We start from the raw sequence: 16,169 nt of genomic DNA, 5'->3' as shown, positions 1-16,169 counted from the left end.
GCTTTTTTTATGTTGAGAGTGTAATGAAAGTTTATGGGAATCATAATGAAAAAGGATGGTGATAAAAATGACAATCGATCGAATTTGTACAATTGGGCCAGCAAGTAATAATAAAGAAACGTTAGCGCAGTTAATAAGCAATGGTATGAAAATTGTTCGGCTAAATTTATCACATGGGACGCATGAAAGTCATAAAGATATCATTCGTTTAGTGAAATCGTTAGATGATTCTATTAAAATTTTAGGCGATGTACAAGGTCCTAAAATAAGGTTAGGTGAAATGAAAGGAGAACAAATTACACTTCAGGCGGGAGATTCTTTTATTTTGCATACGCAACCAGTTACAGGGAGTAGTACGGAAGCAAGTGTTGATTATGAAGGAATCGCGAATGATGTGAAAGTCGGAAGTAGAATTTTAGTTAATGATGGTGAAGTTGAGTTAATCGTTGAGAAAGTAAGTACGGATAAAATAGAAACGAAGGTGAAAACAGGTGGTAATATCTCCTCTCATAAAGGGGTGAACTTACCAGGCGCAATCGTTCGTTTACCAGCTATTACAGAGAAAGATAAAAAAGATATTCAGTTTCTTTTAGAAGAAGGTGTTGATTTTATCGCATGTTCTTTCGTAAGAAAACCTAGTCATATAAAAGAAATACGAGATTTCATACAACAATATAAAGAAACGTCACCTAATTTAATTGCCAAAATAGAAACGATGGAAGCGATTGAAAATTTTCAAGATATATGTAAAGAAGCAGATGGAATTATGATTGCAAGGGGAGATTTAGGAGTTGAGTTACCGTTTCAATTTATTCCGCTCTTGCAAAAAATGATGATTCAGGAATGTAATCGAACGAATACATATGTTATTACAGCAACACAAATGCTTCAATCTATGGTAGATCATTCTATTCCAACAAGGGCTGAGGTAACGGATGTGTTTCAAGCTGTACTGGACGGAACGAATGCTGTCATGCTTTCTGCTGAAAGTGCTTCAGGAGAGCATCCGGTTGAAAGTGTGAGTACACTACGTCTCGTTTCTGAATTTGCTGAGCATGTAAAAAAAGACGGTCCTTTTGTGATGAAAGATGTACTGGAATTGCTGCATAAATCTTTGGATGAGTGAAAAATAAAAAGAGGGCGGATATGTATCCGTCCTCGTGTGTTTCATTCTATTCTTGCTCTTGCTCATCCAAAATCTTTTCAAACGCAGCAGATACTTTTTCAAATTCCTCGTCATTCTCAATATATGAGAATTCACTATCTTCTTCTACTTTTAAAAAGAAAATATCAATGTCTTCCTCGGTTTCTGTTTGAATGTCTTCAACAAAGGCAACTGCAATATATTCAGCGCCTTCGACATCCATCGCTCCAAGCACTTCTACTTCTTGCTCTTCGTTATTCTCATCACTAAGAGTAAACACTTCGCCAACTTCAATATCAGACATATTCATTCTCCTCCTGTCCAACTCTAATAAATAGAGTGTTTAAACTGCATACATACTAATATATCTTTCCATGAAAAACCAATTTCATACATAAGAGAAATGAAATTCTACTTTTTTCGTATGAGTATACAGCTATAAGGAGCGCATGTTATCTTATTCAATCCATTCAACAATTGCATCCATAGTCTGTCTTGTTTTATCACGTTTTGGCTCTTCTTTACGGTAACCAAAGGCAACCATAACAGATACTTCAAAGTTATCTCCATTGATAATGCCTTCTTGACGAAGTAAAGAATCTACTTTCTCTTTATCAAATCCTTCTATTGGACAAGAATCAATCCCGATTTGAGCTGCGCTCGTCATCATATTCCCTAAAGCAATATAAGTTTGCTTAGATGCCCAATCAAATACAGCACGATCAGATTGTAATAAGTTAAAATCTGTTTCCTGGAACTTTTTGAAGAATTCATATCTAATTTTTTGCGCGTCTTCAGGTAATTCAATAATATCATTCATCATATGTTTAATATAATCTGCATCATAATGCATATCTTTAATATTTCTTGAAAGAACAATGACAAAGTGGCTAGCTGTTGCAAGTTGCCCACCAGCGCCCCATGAATATGGTTGTAGTTTTTCTCTTACTTCTTTATTTTGTACGATAACAAATTTCCAAGGTTCATATCCGAAAGAAGAAGGGGATAATCTGCCTGTTTCTAAAATGAATTTAAAATCTTCTTCTGAAATTTTGTGCATAGGATCGAACTCTTTACATGCATGTCTGAAATGAAAAGCATCCATAATTTTTTCTTTTGTAGTTTGATTTGTATTTGTCATAAAAGTTCCTCTTTTCATTAATTTATTTTGTAACCAAATTATATTTTTAAAGTAACATAGAAACAAGTACGCACATTTATGTGGTATAGTATCAAAAAAGATACTAATGTTAAGGGAAGGGATTTATTATGGATTGTTCAAACGAAAATAATGTAAATTACCCATTTTTAAATAAATATTCTTGTCCAGTGGAAGCGATGGTTGAGGTCATTGGAGGGAAATGGAAAGGGGTAATTTTGTATCATCTATTAGATGGGACAAAGAGGTTTAATGAATTAAAAAGATTAAAACCTAATATCACACAAAGAATGTTAACATTACAGCTGAGAGAACTTGAAGCAGATGGCATCATACATCGTGAAGTGTACCGTGAAGTACCTCCAAAAGTAGAATATTCGTTAACGGAGCTTGGTGAATCGCTTCGCCCAATGATTCTATTAATGATGGAGTGGGCGACTCATAATATGGAGAAAGTTTTGGAGAGTAGGAATACGAAAAATAATAGGAAAGAGTTGTAGAAATAAAAGGTGTTTTCCATATGTGAAGACACCTTTTATTTTCATGTTTTTACTTTTTAACATCAACTGCTGAAATTGCGAAGTCATGCAAGTTTACAGTTTTGCCATACCAATCAGCGTGTTTAAAAACAACACCTTTTCCATATCCTTCAGTTGAAGTATGTTCCCATAGCGTTGTTGAATAGCTAGCAGTAGGGGATGCTGTACTTACAGAAGAAATTCTATTTTGCCAACTAAGAGGCAAATTTTTAAAACCGCTACTAAGAGAAAAATACTCGCCACCTTTATTTGCATGTTCATAGAAATCTGTATTATTAGGTCCGCTTCCTCCGACACCAAGAGGAGTGATTGTATGATTCAACCTTTGTTTATCTTTTTTAATAAAAGACTCTAAACTTTCTTTGGTCGAAAATCCATAAGATAACCAGTTTCCATTTTGATTTTGTTTCGGTAGAACTAAAGTTATTTTTATGTCTTCCTTTGATGGAGCATCCAATTTGTTAAACGAATCTACAGTCTTTTCATCTACAGTTACATATTCAAAAGAGGTAATCGAATAACCCTTTTCGGTACTAGCTGATACTGATCCTAACCCTACAGTTAATGATGAAATGGCTACCACTGCACCTACTATCATTTTTTTTAGCATGAATTCATCTCCTTTACACTTAGTTTTTTATATAACTAAAATGTATGTTAATTTGAATATTTTATAAATATTTAGAAATTCATAAAAATTAAACATAATATTCTTTTATTGGTCTGGGGTAAGGAGGGTAATTTGAAAAAGGATTTACTTAAAAAGTAAATCCTTTTTGGGTGTTAGCAATAACGTTATTATGTAAATTTTGCAATTTGCTAACTGACTTCAAAACTCTACTGATTAAAGTTTCATTTTATCCTGTTATGAATCATACACTTCTTTTGCATTCATAGAAGCCGCATCTAATAAAAGGAAAATGGCTGCTATAATATGTAGAACGATTACTATATAAGGAAAGAAGGCAACTAGAGTAACGATAATGCCAATATAATGAGGGTACGTATTCATGTCTACTTTTTTAGCTAATAAAATAGTAGTGATATGTAACACAATCAATAAAAGTAAAGGTATCCCATATAGGTTAACGTGACTTAGAAATAAATAATAACAAGGAAGTAATAAAAGATGATAGATCCCTGTAGTCCACTTTAGTGCTTGGATGTAGGTTTTCAAAGTGAATCCTCCTAAAATAATTCATATCTATATATTACCAAAAATAATAGGTAATTGGATATTATATATTTGTAGATTTTAGTAGAATGTAATTTTTTTATGTTAACTAATTATGAGTTATTTATAAAATAGAAAAACCACCCAAACGAGGGTGGTTCGTATTACAAATAATTACTTAAAGAAGAAAGCGGAACCTTCACTTCACTACCTTCCTTCATATTCCGCAGCACAACAGTTTCTGTACTAAGTTCTTCTTCCCCAATAATAAGCACATAAGGGATATTCTCTTTATTTGCATAATTAAGGGCGCGTTTTAATTTGCGTCCTGCTAGTTCAAGTTCGACTTTTAAGGAAGTGGTAGAACGTAATTGCTGGGCAAGTTGTAAGCATTGTAATTCTGTCCCAAGCGGAATGATAAATACATCCGCTGTAGATGATATCGTTTCTTTCTGTGATAGTGCTGTATAAATAACGTCTAAACCGAATGAAATACCGACTGTTGGATAGTTCATATCATCACCACGGAATGCTCCAATAATATTATCGTAACGACCACCGCTACCGATGCTAGATGTAATTGATCCATCTTTTAAAAAGATTTCATATACGGTACCTGTATACATTGTGAGTCCTCGCGCTAAAAACGGATTAAATATAGCATTTTCATTTATTCCAAGTGCGATTAAATATTGCTGTAATTGTTGTAATTCGTTTACTCCATCGGCAACGAGTGGATTATTGAAAGCTTCTTTAAAGTCAGCAATTGAAAGCTGTAGACAAGATAATACGGTATTACATATCGTATCAGCCATTTCTTCAGAAATTCCGCGCTCTAATACATCTTTTTGTACGCCATCAATCCCAATCTTTTCGATTTTGTCTAATGATAAAATGACGTCACTTGTTAATTCAGTAGGGATGTTAATGGCCTGAAGAATACCATTTAACAATTTGCGGTTATTATATTGGATCGTTACTTCTAAGTTTAACGTTCGGAACAGTTCAAACGCCATGCTCATAAGTTCCGCTTCTGCCATGACAGATTCAACACCGACAATATCAACGTCACATTGTATAAACTCACGAAATCTCCCTTGTTTAATAGGGCCATCTCGAAATACTTTCCCAATTTCATACCGTTTAAAAGGAAGGCGTATGTTTGGATTCATTGCCACAACTTTTGCGAATGGAATTGTCAAATCGTAACGTAAGGCAAGTGCGCGTTTTCCTTGATCCTGAAGTGTATATATTTCTTTTAATATTTCATCACCACCGCCGTACTTGTAAGACATAAGCTCATACATATTTAATGTCGGCGTTTCTAACGGTTTACATCCGTATCGTTCAAACGTGTCTTCGCACGCTCTTTTAATTTTATTTCGTAGTACTTGTTCCTCTGGTAAATAGTCTTTCGTTCCTTTTACATTTCTCATTTCCACCATAATCACTCCTTTTTAAATTAAAAAAAGCTATGCAGGTATAAAAATACCCACATAGCTTTATAAACGCTTCGTGGGTCAACAGGAAAAGCCCTGTACCCACGAAGAAAAATTTTTCTTCGGATACACGGCGTTACGTATGATGATGAAGTTGGAAAGAAATATTAAAATTTTGCATTACAAATCTCTCCTTAACAATAAGTTTTTCCAAATTATATCAGATGATTTTTGAATTATCAATATTTTTAGTTTTGAAATATACGTGAAGTTATGTAGGAGAAATGGAAAAGGGTGTATAATAAAACTTAATAATATGAAATAACCGTTTAAGGAGATCACTATGAAAAAAGATAAAACAAATGCGATGCGAATATTAGATAAAGAGAAAATTGAATATTCGATGATGTCATATAATCCAGACGATGGGAAAATTGATGGCGTATCAGTAGCCGAGAAAATTGGACGAGAAGTGAGAGAAGTATATAAAACGTTAATCGCTCAAGGGAATAGTAAAAATTATCATGTGTTTATCATCCCGGTAGATGAGGAACTAAATTTAAAAGCTGCCGCAAAAGCAGTAAGTGAAAAGAAAATTGAAATGATTCCTGTTAAAGATATTACGAAAGTTTCAGGATATATTCGCGGCGGCTGTTCACCAGTCGGAATGAAGAAGTTATTTTCTACATGTATTGATGCGAGTGCCCAATTACTTGAAACGATGATAGTAAGCGGCGGAAAAATAGGTATACAAATTGAGCTGAAAGTGGATGACTTGGTGAAAGTGACGAGAGCGCAGTTTGGTGAGGTAACGAAATAAATATACATAGGGAAAGAAGTTCTAGTTTAGATAAACATTTATAGGATAATTAGTCCATTATGGGGCTGATTATCCTTTTTATTTATATGTCTATATTAAAATGATTAAATATTGAATATTCAGTTTGAAACAGACTGTAATATGAATCATTTGTTTGGCTTTGGGGGGAGGACAATGCCTCGTTACAAGGAATTTAAATAAACAAGAGTTACCCTTAAAGATAGCAAAAGGACTGGAGAGTGTTTTAATGAGTTTTCAAGAAATACCCATAAGAAAGCATATATTGGTAATGCTAGTATTTTTGAAAAACCCCACGCATAAGAGTATGCAAGATTTTATACAGTTTTTTGGCTAATCGAGTAACAAACAAGAACCATAAAACGATACCAGAATAGGAATGTATAGAATATGTATAGATTCATAGAACTAAAAAAGAAGGTTCCCTTGTGAGAGCAGGGTTCTCCTTTTTTCATGCTACTGATAATAGGACGTTATGTTAACCTGATATGTATAGAATATACATCTAAAAATATGAACAAATCAGTTACCTCAAATGGTACAATAAGGAAAATGATTAGATATGAAGGAGAAACTATATGAAAGAAAAGACTTGTAATCAATGCGGAATATCATTGACAAAATCCCTTCTGAAATCTGGGGGAGGCAGTGTTGGTATTTTGAATAAACCATCCCAACATGCTGTTGTAAATGCAACGTATAGTAAGGTAATTCCATATGTTTGTTCCAAATGTGGAGAAGTTCGTTTCTTTATTAATGATCCAGAAAAATATAAAGAATAGTAAACCTTCTCTTAAATAATGGGGGATTGCTATGGCGTTTTATTTTATAGGAGGAGGTAGGGGAATTATGGGGAAAGAAATACTGTTTGATAATGAAGGTGTGATTCTAAAGCTAAATGGGGTAACAGGATTACTTGCATTTAAACTAAAATTAAAAATGCCTTATAACACGATCAAGAGTGTCTATGTTGACTATTTTGATGCTCCACAATGGATGCTTCGTATGCCTGGAACATCAATTTCTTCTCTCAATATTTTTGAAGGAAGTTTTAAATATGCTGACGAATGGTACTTTCTCTCTTATGAAAATAGAGTCCCTCTCGTAATGATTGAATTAGAAGGTCATGAAAAATATAAATATATCTTTTTTGAGATTGATGATCCTACCAAAATAGCCGCAGATATTAGAAAACATATAAAAGATTTTTAATTATTGTTGCACCTATCTATATATTACTTCCGCTAATGAGACGTTATGTTAACCGAGCATGTATAGAATATTCATCTTATGTTGTTCCATTAAAGGGCCAGTTTAATTCAGCAAAAAGGAAAATTTATTAGACATAGAGAAATACAAGTTTGTTAGCAATTGAGTAAGTTAAGGAGATTATATTTATAATGAATACTATAAAAACCACAGGGTGCTTTACTATTGTTGATAATAATGAAGGCAAAATATTGCTAGTTAAACGAAATGATTATCCTATCTGGGATTTGCCTGGGGGAAGATTAGAAGAGAACGAACAGTTAGATAAATGCGCTATAAGAGAAACTGAAGAAGAAACGGGCTATATAATTGCTATTGAACGTAAAATAGGAGAATATCACCAGCCTGAATACAATGATATGCAACATATATTTTCAGGAAAATTACTAGGAGGAGAACCAATAAATAATGGACCTGAAACTGCAAAAATTGGATGGTTTAATCCTAGTAGATTACCTTTTTTAATGGTTCCAAATAGAAAAAAACAGATCAATAATTTTATGAAACACAAAAATTCACTAATAAAAGAGACATTAAAGACACCATTTATGGTAAAGGTATTGAAAAAAATTATGTGAGATGGTTATTGAATTAACGGGTGCTTTTCTTGAATAAGGATCAGTTCTTAATTTCTTGTATCTATCAAAAAAGATAATTTGTACTTCCGACTTCGAAAGTTATGTAAATAAGCTGTTCACTGGAATCTCATAGAAAACTATGGTGAGATGAAATGTTTGATTTTGAAGCACTTCAAACTCTTAGCTAGATGGCTATGTATCGGTACCCCACAATAAAAAGGCAGGGACATATCAAATATGTCCCTGCCTTTGATTTTAGAGACATGTTTCCTAACAGTTGATTTTGTTAACGAAAGTCGACTTCAAATCCATATTTTGTTTGAAATAAAAGCATATAATAAAAGTATGAGGTGATGATGTGAAGGAGATAAACATTCATAAAGTAATTGCGGATAAGAGAAAAGAAAAGGGAATTACGCAGGAAGAGTTAGCGGCGTATATCGGTATTACGAAGGCATCTGTTTCTAAGTGGGAGACAGGGCAGAGTTATCCGGATATTACATTTTTACCACTGTTAGCATCGTACTTTAATATAAGTATAGATGAACTAATCTGTTATACACCGCAAATGGAACCAGAAGATATTAGGGATTTATATCATAGACTAGCAGAAGCTTTTAGTGAAAAACCGTTTGATGAAGTAATGGTGGAGTGCAGAGAAATAATTAAAAAATATTATTCTTGTTTTCCGTTATTACTTCAAATGGGACTACTTTTTATTAATCACCATATGTTAACAGAGGACACGGATAAAAGAATTGAAATTTTAGAAGAAGCAATGAATCTCTTTAGAAGGGTTCAGGAAGAAAGTGATGATGTTTCTCTTGTGAAAGAGGCGGTATCGTTTCAAGCAACTTGCTATCTTATACTCAATAAACCGAATGAAGTATTGCAATTACTTGGCGGAACGATACGTCCTAACGTTCCAGAGGAAGATCTAATCGCACAAGCGTATCAAATGCTTGGAAATGCTGAAAAGGCAAATGAAATAATGCAAATTAGTATGTACCAACATTTAATACAACTCGTTGCGACAATACCAAATTACGTAGTAGTAAATGCCTCAAACGTTGAAAAAGTAGAGGTGATTTTAAATAGAGCTTTTATGTTAATAGATATATATGAAATAGAAACATTGCATCCTAATATGACTTTAAAAGTATACTATGCTGCTGCACAAGTATATTGTATGCAAGGCAATTTTGAAAGAGCATTAGAAATGTTACGGAAATATGCAGCAGTTTGTGCGGCAAGCTTCACAGTAAATAGTCTGCATTTACACGGTGATTCCTATTTTGATGCGATTGACGGATGGTTTGCAGAATTTCCACTCGGCGCTAAAACAGTTAGAAATGAAGAGATTATAAAGCGAAGCATGTTACAAAGTATTGCAGAGAATCCAGTTTTCACTCCGATGAAAGATGAAAGAGAGTACAAAAATATAATAGCGAGTTTGAAATTTAAATTGGATATAAAAGAATAGGGGGACAAAATGATGACTTTTGATGAATATGAAGTAGCGATCAATAGTGAGTTTACTTTGCAAGGTACACTCACTAAACCAAAAGCTGATGGGAAGTATGCGGCTGTTGTCATTATCGCGGGATCTGGAGAGATTGATCGTGATGGAACGATCGTACCGCTAAAGCTTGAGGCGAACATATATAAAGATTTAGCGCATGTAATGGCGAGACTTGGGGTAGTGACGCTCCGCTTTGATAAACGCGGAGTAGGAAAGAGTGACGGAGAATTTCTGAAGACTGGAATGTGGGATTTAGTTAGTGATATAGAGTCTACGATTACGTATTTAAAAGAACAATCATTTGTTGATCCAGAAAATATCATTTTGGCTGGTCATAGTGAAGGATGTATGTTGGCAACTGTAGTAAACGCAAGAACACCAGTTAATGGGCTTATCCTTCTTACAGGAGCTGCGGAATCATTAGAAGAGGCTACGAAAAGACAAAGAGAAATTGCTTATAAAGAATTAAAAGAACAAAAAGGAATAAAGGGAAAACTAATGCGCCTTCTCAAGGTGGAGAAACGTGGAGAAAAGCAGATGGAAAAAATAAAAGAGAAAATGATGAATACAGAAAAAGATACGATTAAAGTTGGTTTTAAACCGATGAACGCAAAATGGTTTAGAGAGCATTTTCAGCATGACATTTATAAAGACTTACAACAAGTAACATGTCCAGTGCTAGCTATCGCTGGTGATAAAGATATTCAGGCTGACCCTGAAAGAGCTAAGCGGATCAGTGATTATGTGAAAGGTGATTCTGAAGTATATGTAATAAAAAATATGGATCATAGTTTGAAAGTTTTTGAAGGTGAGTTTAAAGCATTAGATTTTAAAAAGAATTATGAAGAAGGAGCAAGAAAGCCACTTCATCCAGAGTTGGAAGAAATAATTGTGAATTGGATGGCATCATATTTTATCCCAGGTAGTAGGACTCTTACATCAAAATTAGGTGAATATGAGGAAGATGGAAGGGAGAGTAACTGCCTGTAAAAGACAAACTGGTGTGGGGGAATGGTAGGTGTAAGTACTTCTGTAGTTTCAAACATATTCCCCTGAGTGTAGGTTCTATAAATACCCTATAAATAATCCAGGCTATTTAATATTAGGAGGAAGCCAACTATACACATAATCCATGATAGGGCTGATCCTGTACTATTAGCAATTTTCATTCGAAGCCTCTCGAGAGGTTTTTGCATCCACCGACCAAATAGGAGATAGAAGAGAAACAGCAGGAGAGAGGGCAGTACCATGATCAAGTTGTATCCCGCTAAAATAGAAGACCATTGTATCAAGGATAGATTAGAAGTAGTAAGTATACCAATTGCCGCAAAATAAGGAAATGCAGTACCCACTTCAATTAATGTAGTAGTGAATCCTAGCGCGATCATTGAAAAAATGCTTTTTGATTTTGGTGAGGGGATCTCTGAATTTTTCTTTGGTGGAATATAGAAGCTTGCAATGAATAATATGACACCAATAATGAAGAACGACCAGCTTACGATTCGGTTTTAAAATAAGCCAGAAATAAACTTAAACAAAAAATCTAATCCTAACATGAGTGAAACGCCAACAGCAAAATAAAATCCTGCTACCGTCAATAAATAAACGAATAAACGTTTCGTGAGACGTTCTTTATCTGTTAAAAGTAGATATATTGTTACTCCTATTGTAGTAGGGCTTAGCGTGTCTAATATAGCTAATCCGCCTATTAGGAGAAGTTGCTCTGTACCCATTGTGCTTTCCCCCTTATTCCGGCTCAGGATTATTTTTTTTAGTCATAAAAATGGCATATGCCTCATTCATAAACTGAAGCACATCTTGATCGATTGGATATAAACTAAGTTTCTCTGATTGTTCGGGAGCCATCCTTATCTCCCAAAGCTTATTTAGAAATTCATCCTCACCTTCAAATTCTTCTAAGCGTTTTTCCTCCATTCGTCTTATGATATTTTGAACTTTCGTTGCTTTTGGGCCATCCTTCATATAACGCTTTAACTGGCCGATGAGAGCAATCCATTCGAGTGAATCAGAACAGTCACTTGCCATCTTAGGAACCTTTTCTAATAGTTTTATTTCTTTTTCTTTAAATATAGATTCGCGATAATACTGTTGTATTTCTTTATCTTTGCTGGATAATTGCATGATTTTTTGAATCGCGATCCAGCTTTCTTCTCCCTCTAACGCAATTCCATTTATCATTTCTCGTAAGGATAATTCTATTTTCTTTAAATTTTTCTGCTCATTTATTACATAAGATAATTGGCTCTTTAAACTATCCGACCAATCCCACTCATTGAAGTCGAGCATATGTTTAATCTCTTGTAACGGAAATCCAACTTTTTTTAAAAATTGAACTTGCTGAAGTTTTTTTATTTCTTCATTTGTATATAAGCGATGGCCACCCTCTGTTTTGGATGCTGGTTTTAATAATCCGATTTTATCGTAATAACGCAGTGTTCTTACTGTAACGCCTGTCAGTTCTGCAACTTTATTAATGTGTATCAACTGATAAACCTACCTTTCTGTACGTTAAGATTTTATCTTTAACGATTATTTTCTTATTTCGCTTCTAACCTTCTTTACTAAGAAGATTTTTAAGTAAGTAGCCTGCTCCTAATCCAATTAGTGCACCAGGAAATCCATGATCCAGTAACAGTCCAATACCTGCACCTATAATGACACATCCATAAATAATAATATCGCCCTGTTTCATATGAAAACCTCCTATTTTTCTAATTTCTTTTATGAAATTGCGAAATAGTAGCTACTTAACAGTATATAAAATGACCCAACGTCAACTTCAAGTGTTTTTGATTATTATTAATACAGTTATATAAACCTTTAAAGCGCCCTCTAACGGAAGAATTAATTTTAAAATATTTTGCGGGCTTATCGTTCCAAAATATTTATACTAAAATATATAATACGGGGGTGTGGTTAATGGGTAGAAAGATTAGTTTTAATAAAGAGCAAGCTTTAAATAAAGCTATGTATTTATTTTGGGAGAAAGGTCATAAGCCGAGCTACTCTCTACGATAGTTTTTGAGGTAAGGATGCACTATTTAAACTAGCTGTGGAACATTATAAAAACTTTGGTGCCTTAGCATACAAAATTCACGTATTGTTCTTGCTATCCTGAGGTGAAATTGGAGGGAATGTCTTTTGAGAAGCATGCCTGTAAAGTTATTTTTTAAATCAATCCTATTTTTTTTCTTATGCGGTATTGTTGTTTATTCTATATTTCAGATTATGTTTGTCTGGAGTGCTTCGACAGGATTAGGAAGGGATGATATAGTCGGATTTTCTGATAATAAGTATGTAATTGGTCGTCCACCTGTTAGCTATAATTTATATAAAAAAGATAGTGGGGAAACTATATTAGATAATGTTATTGGTTATAAAAAAGGAAAAACGAAAAGCTATGTTCGGAATGAAATCGAATTTGTAGTGATAAATGAGATAAAGGGTAGCTATGAATTGTATAAAATAGAAAAGGCTTCAGAAAAGGATATAGAACGGCTGAAAGAAATGCAGAAATTAGAATGAAAGGGGCTATTTGAAGGATAAAAATGCTATTGGGTTGAAATAAAATTTAATAAAATACTAACTTCAGAATTTTTCATTTTTAACAAACTTAATTGGAATTTTACAAATGCACACATATTATTGTTAAATCTAAAAAATGGTTTAGACTGATAACTGAGTTTTATTTCATGAAAAAAGTCAGCATAAAAATAAAGCATTAGGAGTTCAGTCCCATGTCTATCAAACTAATTAAAGTTTCTTTTTCAGGGATAGAAAGGAAATGAAATCATGGAAAAATCAATAAATAGTGAATTGATTGGAATGTTTATCTTTAATGAAACTTTACATACATATGAACAAAACGAAGGAAAAGTACATTGGGAATTGGATGTTAGAAATGAGCGTGTACAAGTACATGAAATGCTGAAAAGAGCAGAAAAGCTTTATGTATGTTTAGAGGAATTTGATAAAAAAGTTAAGCTTGCTATAGCGGAAGAATTAATAGAGTATAAAAATGATTTTTGGCCTGAATATGATGAGAATGATGAACATTTAGATTGGGATGCTGTAGATGCAGGAGAATATGATATGACGAAAGAAACATTTGAGCAATCTATTACTCTTATGGACATTGTAATGAGAGAAAATGATATATATTGTGAATACAATGATGGAGATGTATTTGGTGGCCATAGAATCCATGCTTCTTTTGACAATGAGTACAATTTATTAGCTGCAGAGATTTAGCTTTGAGAGATGCAAGTGAAAAGGATTGATTACTATAATCAATCCTTTTTTTCATTATTATAAGATAACGGTGAAATAATAGGGAGAAAGTTTCATAGTTTTAATACGGTCCCCACTCAATATTAACCCCAACAATAAGAAAAATAAGTCCAATAATAAACCAAATGAATGCAAGAGGAGCCATAAATCGAATCCATTTTCCGTAAGAAATGCCGCTCGCTGCGAGAACGCCCATTAAAACACCGGAAGTTGGATTGAGGCAGTTCACTACACCTTCGCCGAGCATAACAGCTTGTACTGTAACTTGGCGTGTAATGTGCATGAAATCAGCTAACGGAGCTAATATCGGAATGAAAATAACAGATTCACCTGTACCGGATGAAATAAGGAAATGTAATGCGGCACTACTTACATACATACCGATAACGCCAAATACCGGGCTTTGTCCTTCGAGAGACTGTGCGAGTTGGTTAACGATTGTATCAAGTAATTTTCCTTGTTCTAAAATGACTGAAATACAACGAGCCATTCCGACGATCAAAGCACCGTATATGAGATTTTGGCAGCCTGCTAGAAAAGTAGAAGCGATATCGTTTGCTTTCATACCACCTATTATTCCAGCTGTAATTGCGATGAAAATAAAAGTAGCGGTCATTTCTGCGTCTGTCCAATGTAGACGAAAAGCGCCTATTAAAAATGCAATTAATGATAAAGCTGCAACGAGTAAAATTAATTTATGACGTATTGTCCAAGGAACTTCTGTTTTCTGTGCCTCTTTTCCACTTGAAAGAGCATTACTTGGAAACCAGTTGTCGCCGAGTATGCTTCCTTTATTCGATTTTTTTAAGCGTTTTACGTACCAATTAATATATAGAATGGTAGCAAGTAAAAAAGAGATATAAATTGCTGTGCGTAAACCAATTCCTGAAAACATTGGGAGTTCTGCAATTTTTTGTGAAATGCCTAAAGGTGAAGGAGATAATATAGTAGCATTAAAACCAGCATAAGTACCTAAATAAATAATGGCTACGCCGACGATAGCGTCCCATTTTAATGTGCGTGCAACGATGATGCCGATGGGGATAAAGCCGATAACTGAGTTAACGATAATGCCAGTCGTTCCGAGAATGGAAAAGAGTGCGGCGACAATACATATGAAAAGTAATTGCTGATTACGAAATTTGTTAATAACATGATAGATTAAACCGTCAAGAGCACCTGTTTTTTCAAGAATAGCAATAGCTCCGCCCGTAAATAAAATTAAGAAGATGATCGGAGCAGCAAGTGTCATTCCTTTTTCAATAGCGGTAAAAAAAGAAACAAACCCTACCGGTGATTGCGGAACAGAATGGTAACTTCCTGGTATTGTCGTTGTAACAGTCCCGTTTGTAACTCTTTTAAATTCTCCAGCAGGAACGAAATAAGTAGCTATTGCACAAAGTAAAGCAATAAAAAATAGTAGTACGTACGCGTCAGGCATTTTAAACTTTCGTTTACTAGGTTGTTTTTTTACTTCGGTTTGTAGTTGCATAAAATCCCTCCTTTTTCACTTGGTTAATTTTCAATATTCTGAAATTTATCTGTGAAATAGATTATAATAAAGGTGGCTTCGTAAGGCAATAGTTTTTCTGTCCTTTTCCCGCACATACAAATTCTTGTAACATTAGACAGGGAAACGAAAATAATCCAAGAATATGTTAAATAGAAAGTAAAAAGAAAAGAGGGAAAAAGATGTGGAAAACTACGGATCTATGTGATGAGTTTGAAAATAAATTACAAATATGTCGCCAATCTTTTCGGTCTTTTGGGAAGAAAGAAAAATTCTACGGGAAAATTGCAACGGTAAAAGTGAAGGATGATAATGTACTAGTGAAGGAAGGATTACAAACATTACCAGAAGGAACGGTATTAGTTGTTGATGGGGGAGCGTCTACGAATTGTGCGTTACTCGGTGATAATTTGGCAGCTATTGCGGAGGAAAGAAAGCTAGCAGGAATTATTGTATATGGATACGTTCGTGATTCTAGTGAACTAAAGAATATAAATATAGGTATTTTAGCGTTAGGGACAATGCCGAATAGAAGTGTAAAAGAAGGGAAAGGAGAACGAAATATTTCATTGCAATTTGGGCAAGTTGAATGGAAGCCGAATGAATATGTGTATGTGGATGAAGATGGCGTCATTATTAGTGAAAAGAGTTTGCATCGTTAAAGGTTAGTAAGTTACTATTCTTAG

The 16,169-nt window shown here is 34.1% G+C and carries 19 protein-coding genes and 2 pseudogenes; 12 read left to right on the top strand and 9 right to left on the bottom strand.

What is annotated here, in order from left to right; translation table 11 throughout:
• Window positions 1-55 precede the first annotated feature (55 nt).
• Window positions 56-1,126: a pyruvate kinase gene (locus PDQ40_RS09015; protein ID WP_073536287.1), complete on the top strand. Its 1,071-nt coding sequence runs from the start codon at window positions 56-58 to the stop codon at window positions 1,124-1,126.
• Window positions 1,127-1,172: 46 nt separating this feature from the next.
• Here PDQ40_RS09015 and PDQ40_RS09010 read toward each other — a convergent pair whose 3' ends face one another.
• Together PDQ40_RS09010 and PDQ40_RS09005 are read right to left on the bottom strand one after the other, a co-directional pair.
• Window positions 1,173-1,454 (bottom strand): DUF1292 domain-containing protein, encoded by a 282-nt coding sequence (locus PDQ40_RS09010; RefSeq protein ID WP_001997837.1) that lies wholly within the window; start codon window positions 1,452-1,454, stop codon window positions 1,173-1,175.
• Between the two features lie 147 nt (window positions 1,455-1,601).
• Entirely contained in the window at window positions 1,602-2,285 is a 684-nt protein-coding gene (locus PDQ40_RS09005) for an NAD(P)H-dependent oxidoreductase (RefSeq protein WP_270691387.1), read from the bottom strand.
• Between the two features lie 128 nt (window positions 2,286-2,413).
• On the opposite strand from PDQ40_RS09005, the gene PDQ40_RS09000 reads away from it, so the two are divergent.
• The gene (locus tag PDQ40_RS09000; RefSeq protein WP_000340663.1) at window positions 2,414-2,803 is read left to right on the top strand and encodes a winged helix-turn-helix transcriptional regulator; all 390 of its coding nucleotides are present in this window, start codon (window positions 2,414-2,416) and stop codon (window positions 2,801-2,803) included.
• Window positions 2,804-2,852: 49 nt separating this feature from the next.
• Here PDQ40_RS09000 and PDQ40_RS08995 read toward each other — a convergent pair whose 3' ends face one another.
• From PDQ40_RS08995 to PDQ40_RS08985, 3 genes are all read right to left on the bottom strand, one after another.
• Window positions 2,853-3,452 carry a hypothetical protein gene (locus tag PDQ40_RS08995; protein ID WP_000914519.1) on the bottom strand — a complete coding sequence of 200 codons (600 nt, stop codon included), beginning with the start codon at window positions 3,450-3,452 and terminating at the stop codon, window positions 2,853-2,855.
• 255 nt (window positions 3,453-3,707) lie between these two features.
• Window positions 3,708-4,019: a hypothetical protein gene (locus PDQ40_RS08990; protein WP_000860710.1), complete on the bottom strand. Its 312-nt coding sequence runs from the start codon at window positions 4,017-4,019 to the stop codon at window positions 3,708-3,710.
• Window positions 4,020-4,180: 161 nt separating this feature from the next.
• Window positions 4,181-5,458: a histidine--tRNA ligase gene (locus PDQ40_RS08985; protein WP_270691386.1), complete on the bottom strand. Its 1,278-nt coding sequence runs from the start codon at window positions 5,456-5,458 to the stop codon at window positions 4,181-4,183.
• A gap of 340 nt (window positions 5,459-5,798) precedes the next feature.
• Between PDQ40_RS08985 and ybaK the strand changes: the two genes are divergently transcribed.
• The 6 genes from ybaK to PDQ40_RS08955 all read left to right on the top strand — a co-directional run bounded on the left by ybaK (window position 5,799) and on the right by PDQ40_RS08955 (window position 10,652).
• The gene (gene ybaK, locus PDQ40_RS08980) at window positions 5,799-6,275 is read left to right on the top strand and encodes a Cys-tRNA(Pro) deacylase (RefSeq protein ID WP_000710877.1); all 477 of its coding nucleotides are present in this window, start codon (window positions 5,799-5,801) and stop codon (window positions 6,273-6,275) included.
• Between the two features lie 596 nt (window positions 6,276-6,871).
• On the top strand, window positions 6,872-7,075 hold the full coding sequence (locus PDQ40_RS08975) for a hypothetical protein (RefSeq protein ID WP_270691385.1): 204 nt from the start codon (window positions 6,872-6,874) through the stop codon (window positions 7,073-7,075).
• Window positions 7,076-7,142: 67 nt separating this feature from the next.
• Window positions 7,143-7,505 (top strand): hypothetical protein, encoded by a 363-nt coding sequence (locus tag PDQ40_RS08970; RefSeq protein WP_012644491.1) that lies wholly within the window; start codon window positions 7,143-7,145, stop codon window positions 7,503-7,505.
• 188 nt (window positions 7,506-7,693) lie between these two features.
• Window positions 7,694-8,140, top strand: coding sequence for an NUDIX hydrolase (locus PDQ40_RS08965; RefSeq protein ID WP_001092198.1), 447 nt, complete (start codon window positions 7,694-7,696; stop codon window positions 8,138-8,140).
• Window positions 8,141-8,498: 358 nt separating this feature from the next.
• Entirely contained in the window at window positions 8,499-9,623 is a 1,125-nt protein-coding gene (locus PDQ40_RS08960; protein WP_214328217.1) for a helix-turn-helix domain-containing protein, read from the top strand.
• Window positions 9,624-9,635: 12 nt separating this feature from the next.
• A complete protein-coding gene (locus tag PDQ40_RS08955) occupies window positions 9,636-10,652 on the top strand; it encodes an alpha/beta hydrolase family protein (protein ID WP_098946585.1) in 1,017 nt (338 codons plus the stop codon).
• 86 nt (window positions 10,653-10,738) lie between these two features.
• Here the strand turns inward: PDQ40_RS08955 and PDQ40_RS08950 are convergent.
• The 3 genes and pseudogenes from PDQ40_RS08950 to PDQ40_RS08940 all read right to left on the bottom strand — a co-directional run bounded on the left by PDQ40_RS08950 (window position 10,739) and on the right by PDQ40_RS08940 (window position 12,375).
• Window positions 10,739-11,395 (bottom strand): annotated as a pseudogene (locus tag PDQ40_RS08950) (GAP family protein).
• A 13-nt stretch (window positions 11,396-11,408) separates the two neighbouring features.
• Window positions 11,409-12,167: a MerR family transcriptional regulator gene (locus tag PDQ40_RS08945; RefSeq protein ID WP_270691384.1), complete on the bottom strand. Its 759-nt coding sequence runs from the start codon at window positions 12,165-12,167 to the stop codon at window positions 11,409-11,411.
• A gap of 64 nt (window positions 12,168-12,231) precedes the next feature.
• Complete coding sequence (locus tag PDQ40_RS08940; protein ID WP_000808927.1) at window positions 12,232-12,375, bottom strand: hypothetical protein; 144 nt, start codon at window positions 12,373-12,375, stop codon at window positions 12,232-12,234.
• A 227-nt stretch (window positions 12,376-12,602) separates the two neighbouring features.
• Between PDQ40_RS08940 and PDQ40_RS28200 the strand changes: the two are divergent.
• The 3 genes and pseudogenes from PDQ40_RS28200 to PDQ40_RS08925 form a co-directional block, all read left to right on the top strand.
• Window positions 12,603-12,705, top strand: a pseudogene (locus tag PDQ40_RS28200) (TetR/AcrR family transcriptional regulator); the annotation flags it as partial.
• A 128-nt stretch (window positions 12,706-12,833) separates the two neighbouring features.
• The gene (locus PDQ40_RS08930; protein ID WP_012644490.1) at window positions 12,834-13,208 is read left to right on the top strand and encodes a hypothetical protein; all 375 of its coding nucleotides are present in this window, start codon (window positions 12,834-12,836) and stop codon (window positions 13,206-13,208) included.
• Window positions 13,209-13,475: 267 nt separating this feature from the next.
• Window positions 13,476-13,934 (top strand): DUF2262 domain-containing protein, encoded by a 459-nt coding sequence (locus PDQ40_RS08925; protein ID WP_270691383.1) that lies wholly within the window; start codon window positions 13,476-13,478, stop codon window positions 13,932-13,934.
• Between the two features lie 100 nt (window positions 13,935-14,034).
• Here PDQ40_RS08925 and PDQ40_RS08920 read toward each other — a convergent pair whose 3' ends face one another.
• Window positions 14,035-15,465, bottom strand: a complete 1,431-nt coding sequence (locus PDQ40_RS08920; RefSeq protein WP_001176951.1) for a YfcC family protein — start codon at window positions 15,463-15,465, stop codon at window positions 14,035-14,037.
• Window positions 15,466-15,665: 200 nt separating this feature from the next.
• On the opposite strand from PDQ40_RS08920, the gene rraA reads away from it, so the two are divergent.
• Window positions 15,666-16,145 carry a ribonuclease E activity regulator RraA gene (rraA, locus tag PDQ40_RS08915; RefSeq protein ID WP_000266068.1) on the top strand — a complete coding sequence of 160 codons (480 nt, stop codon included), beginning with the start codon at window positions 15,666-15,668 and terminating at the stop codon, window positions 16,143-16,145.
• The last annotated feature ends 24 nt before the right edge of the window (window positions 16,146-16,169 follow it).

Source organism: Bacillus cereus group sp. Bc061 (assembly GCF_027715825.1).
In the GTDB taxonomy this organism is placed as follows: Bacteria; Bacillota; Bacilli; order Bacillales; family Bacillaceae_G; genus Bacillus_A; species Bacillus_A paranthracis.
Note: the sequence above shows the minus strand (reverse complement) of the source record. Positions and strands in the feature narration are given on the sequence as shown.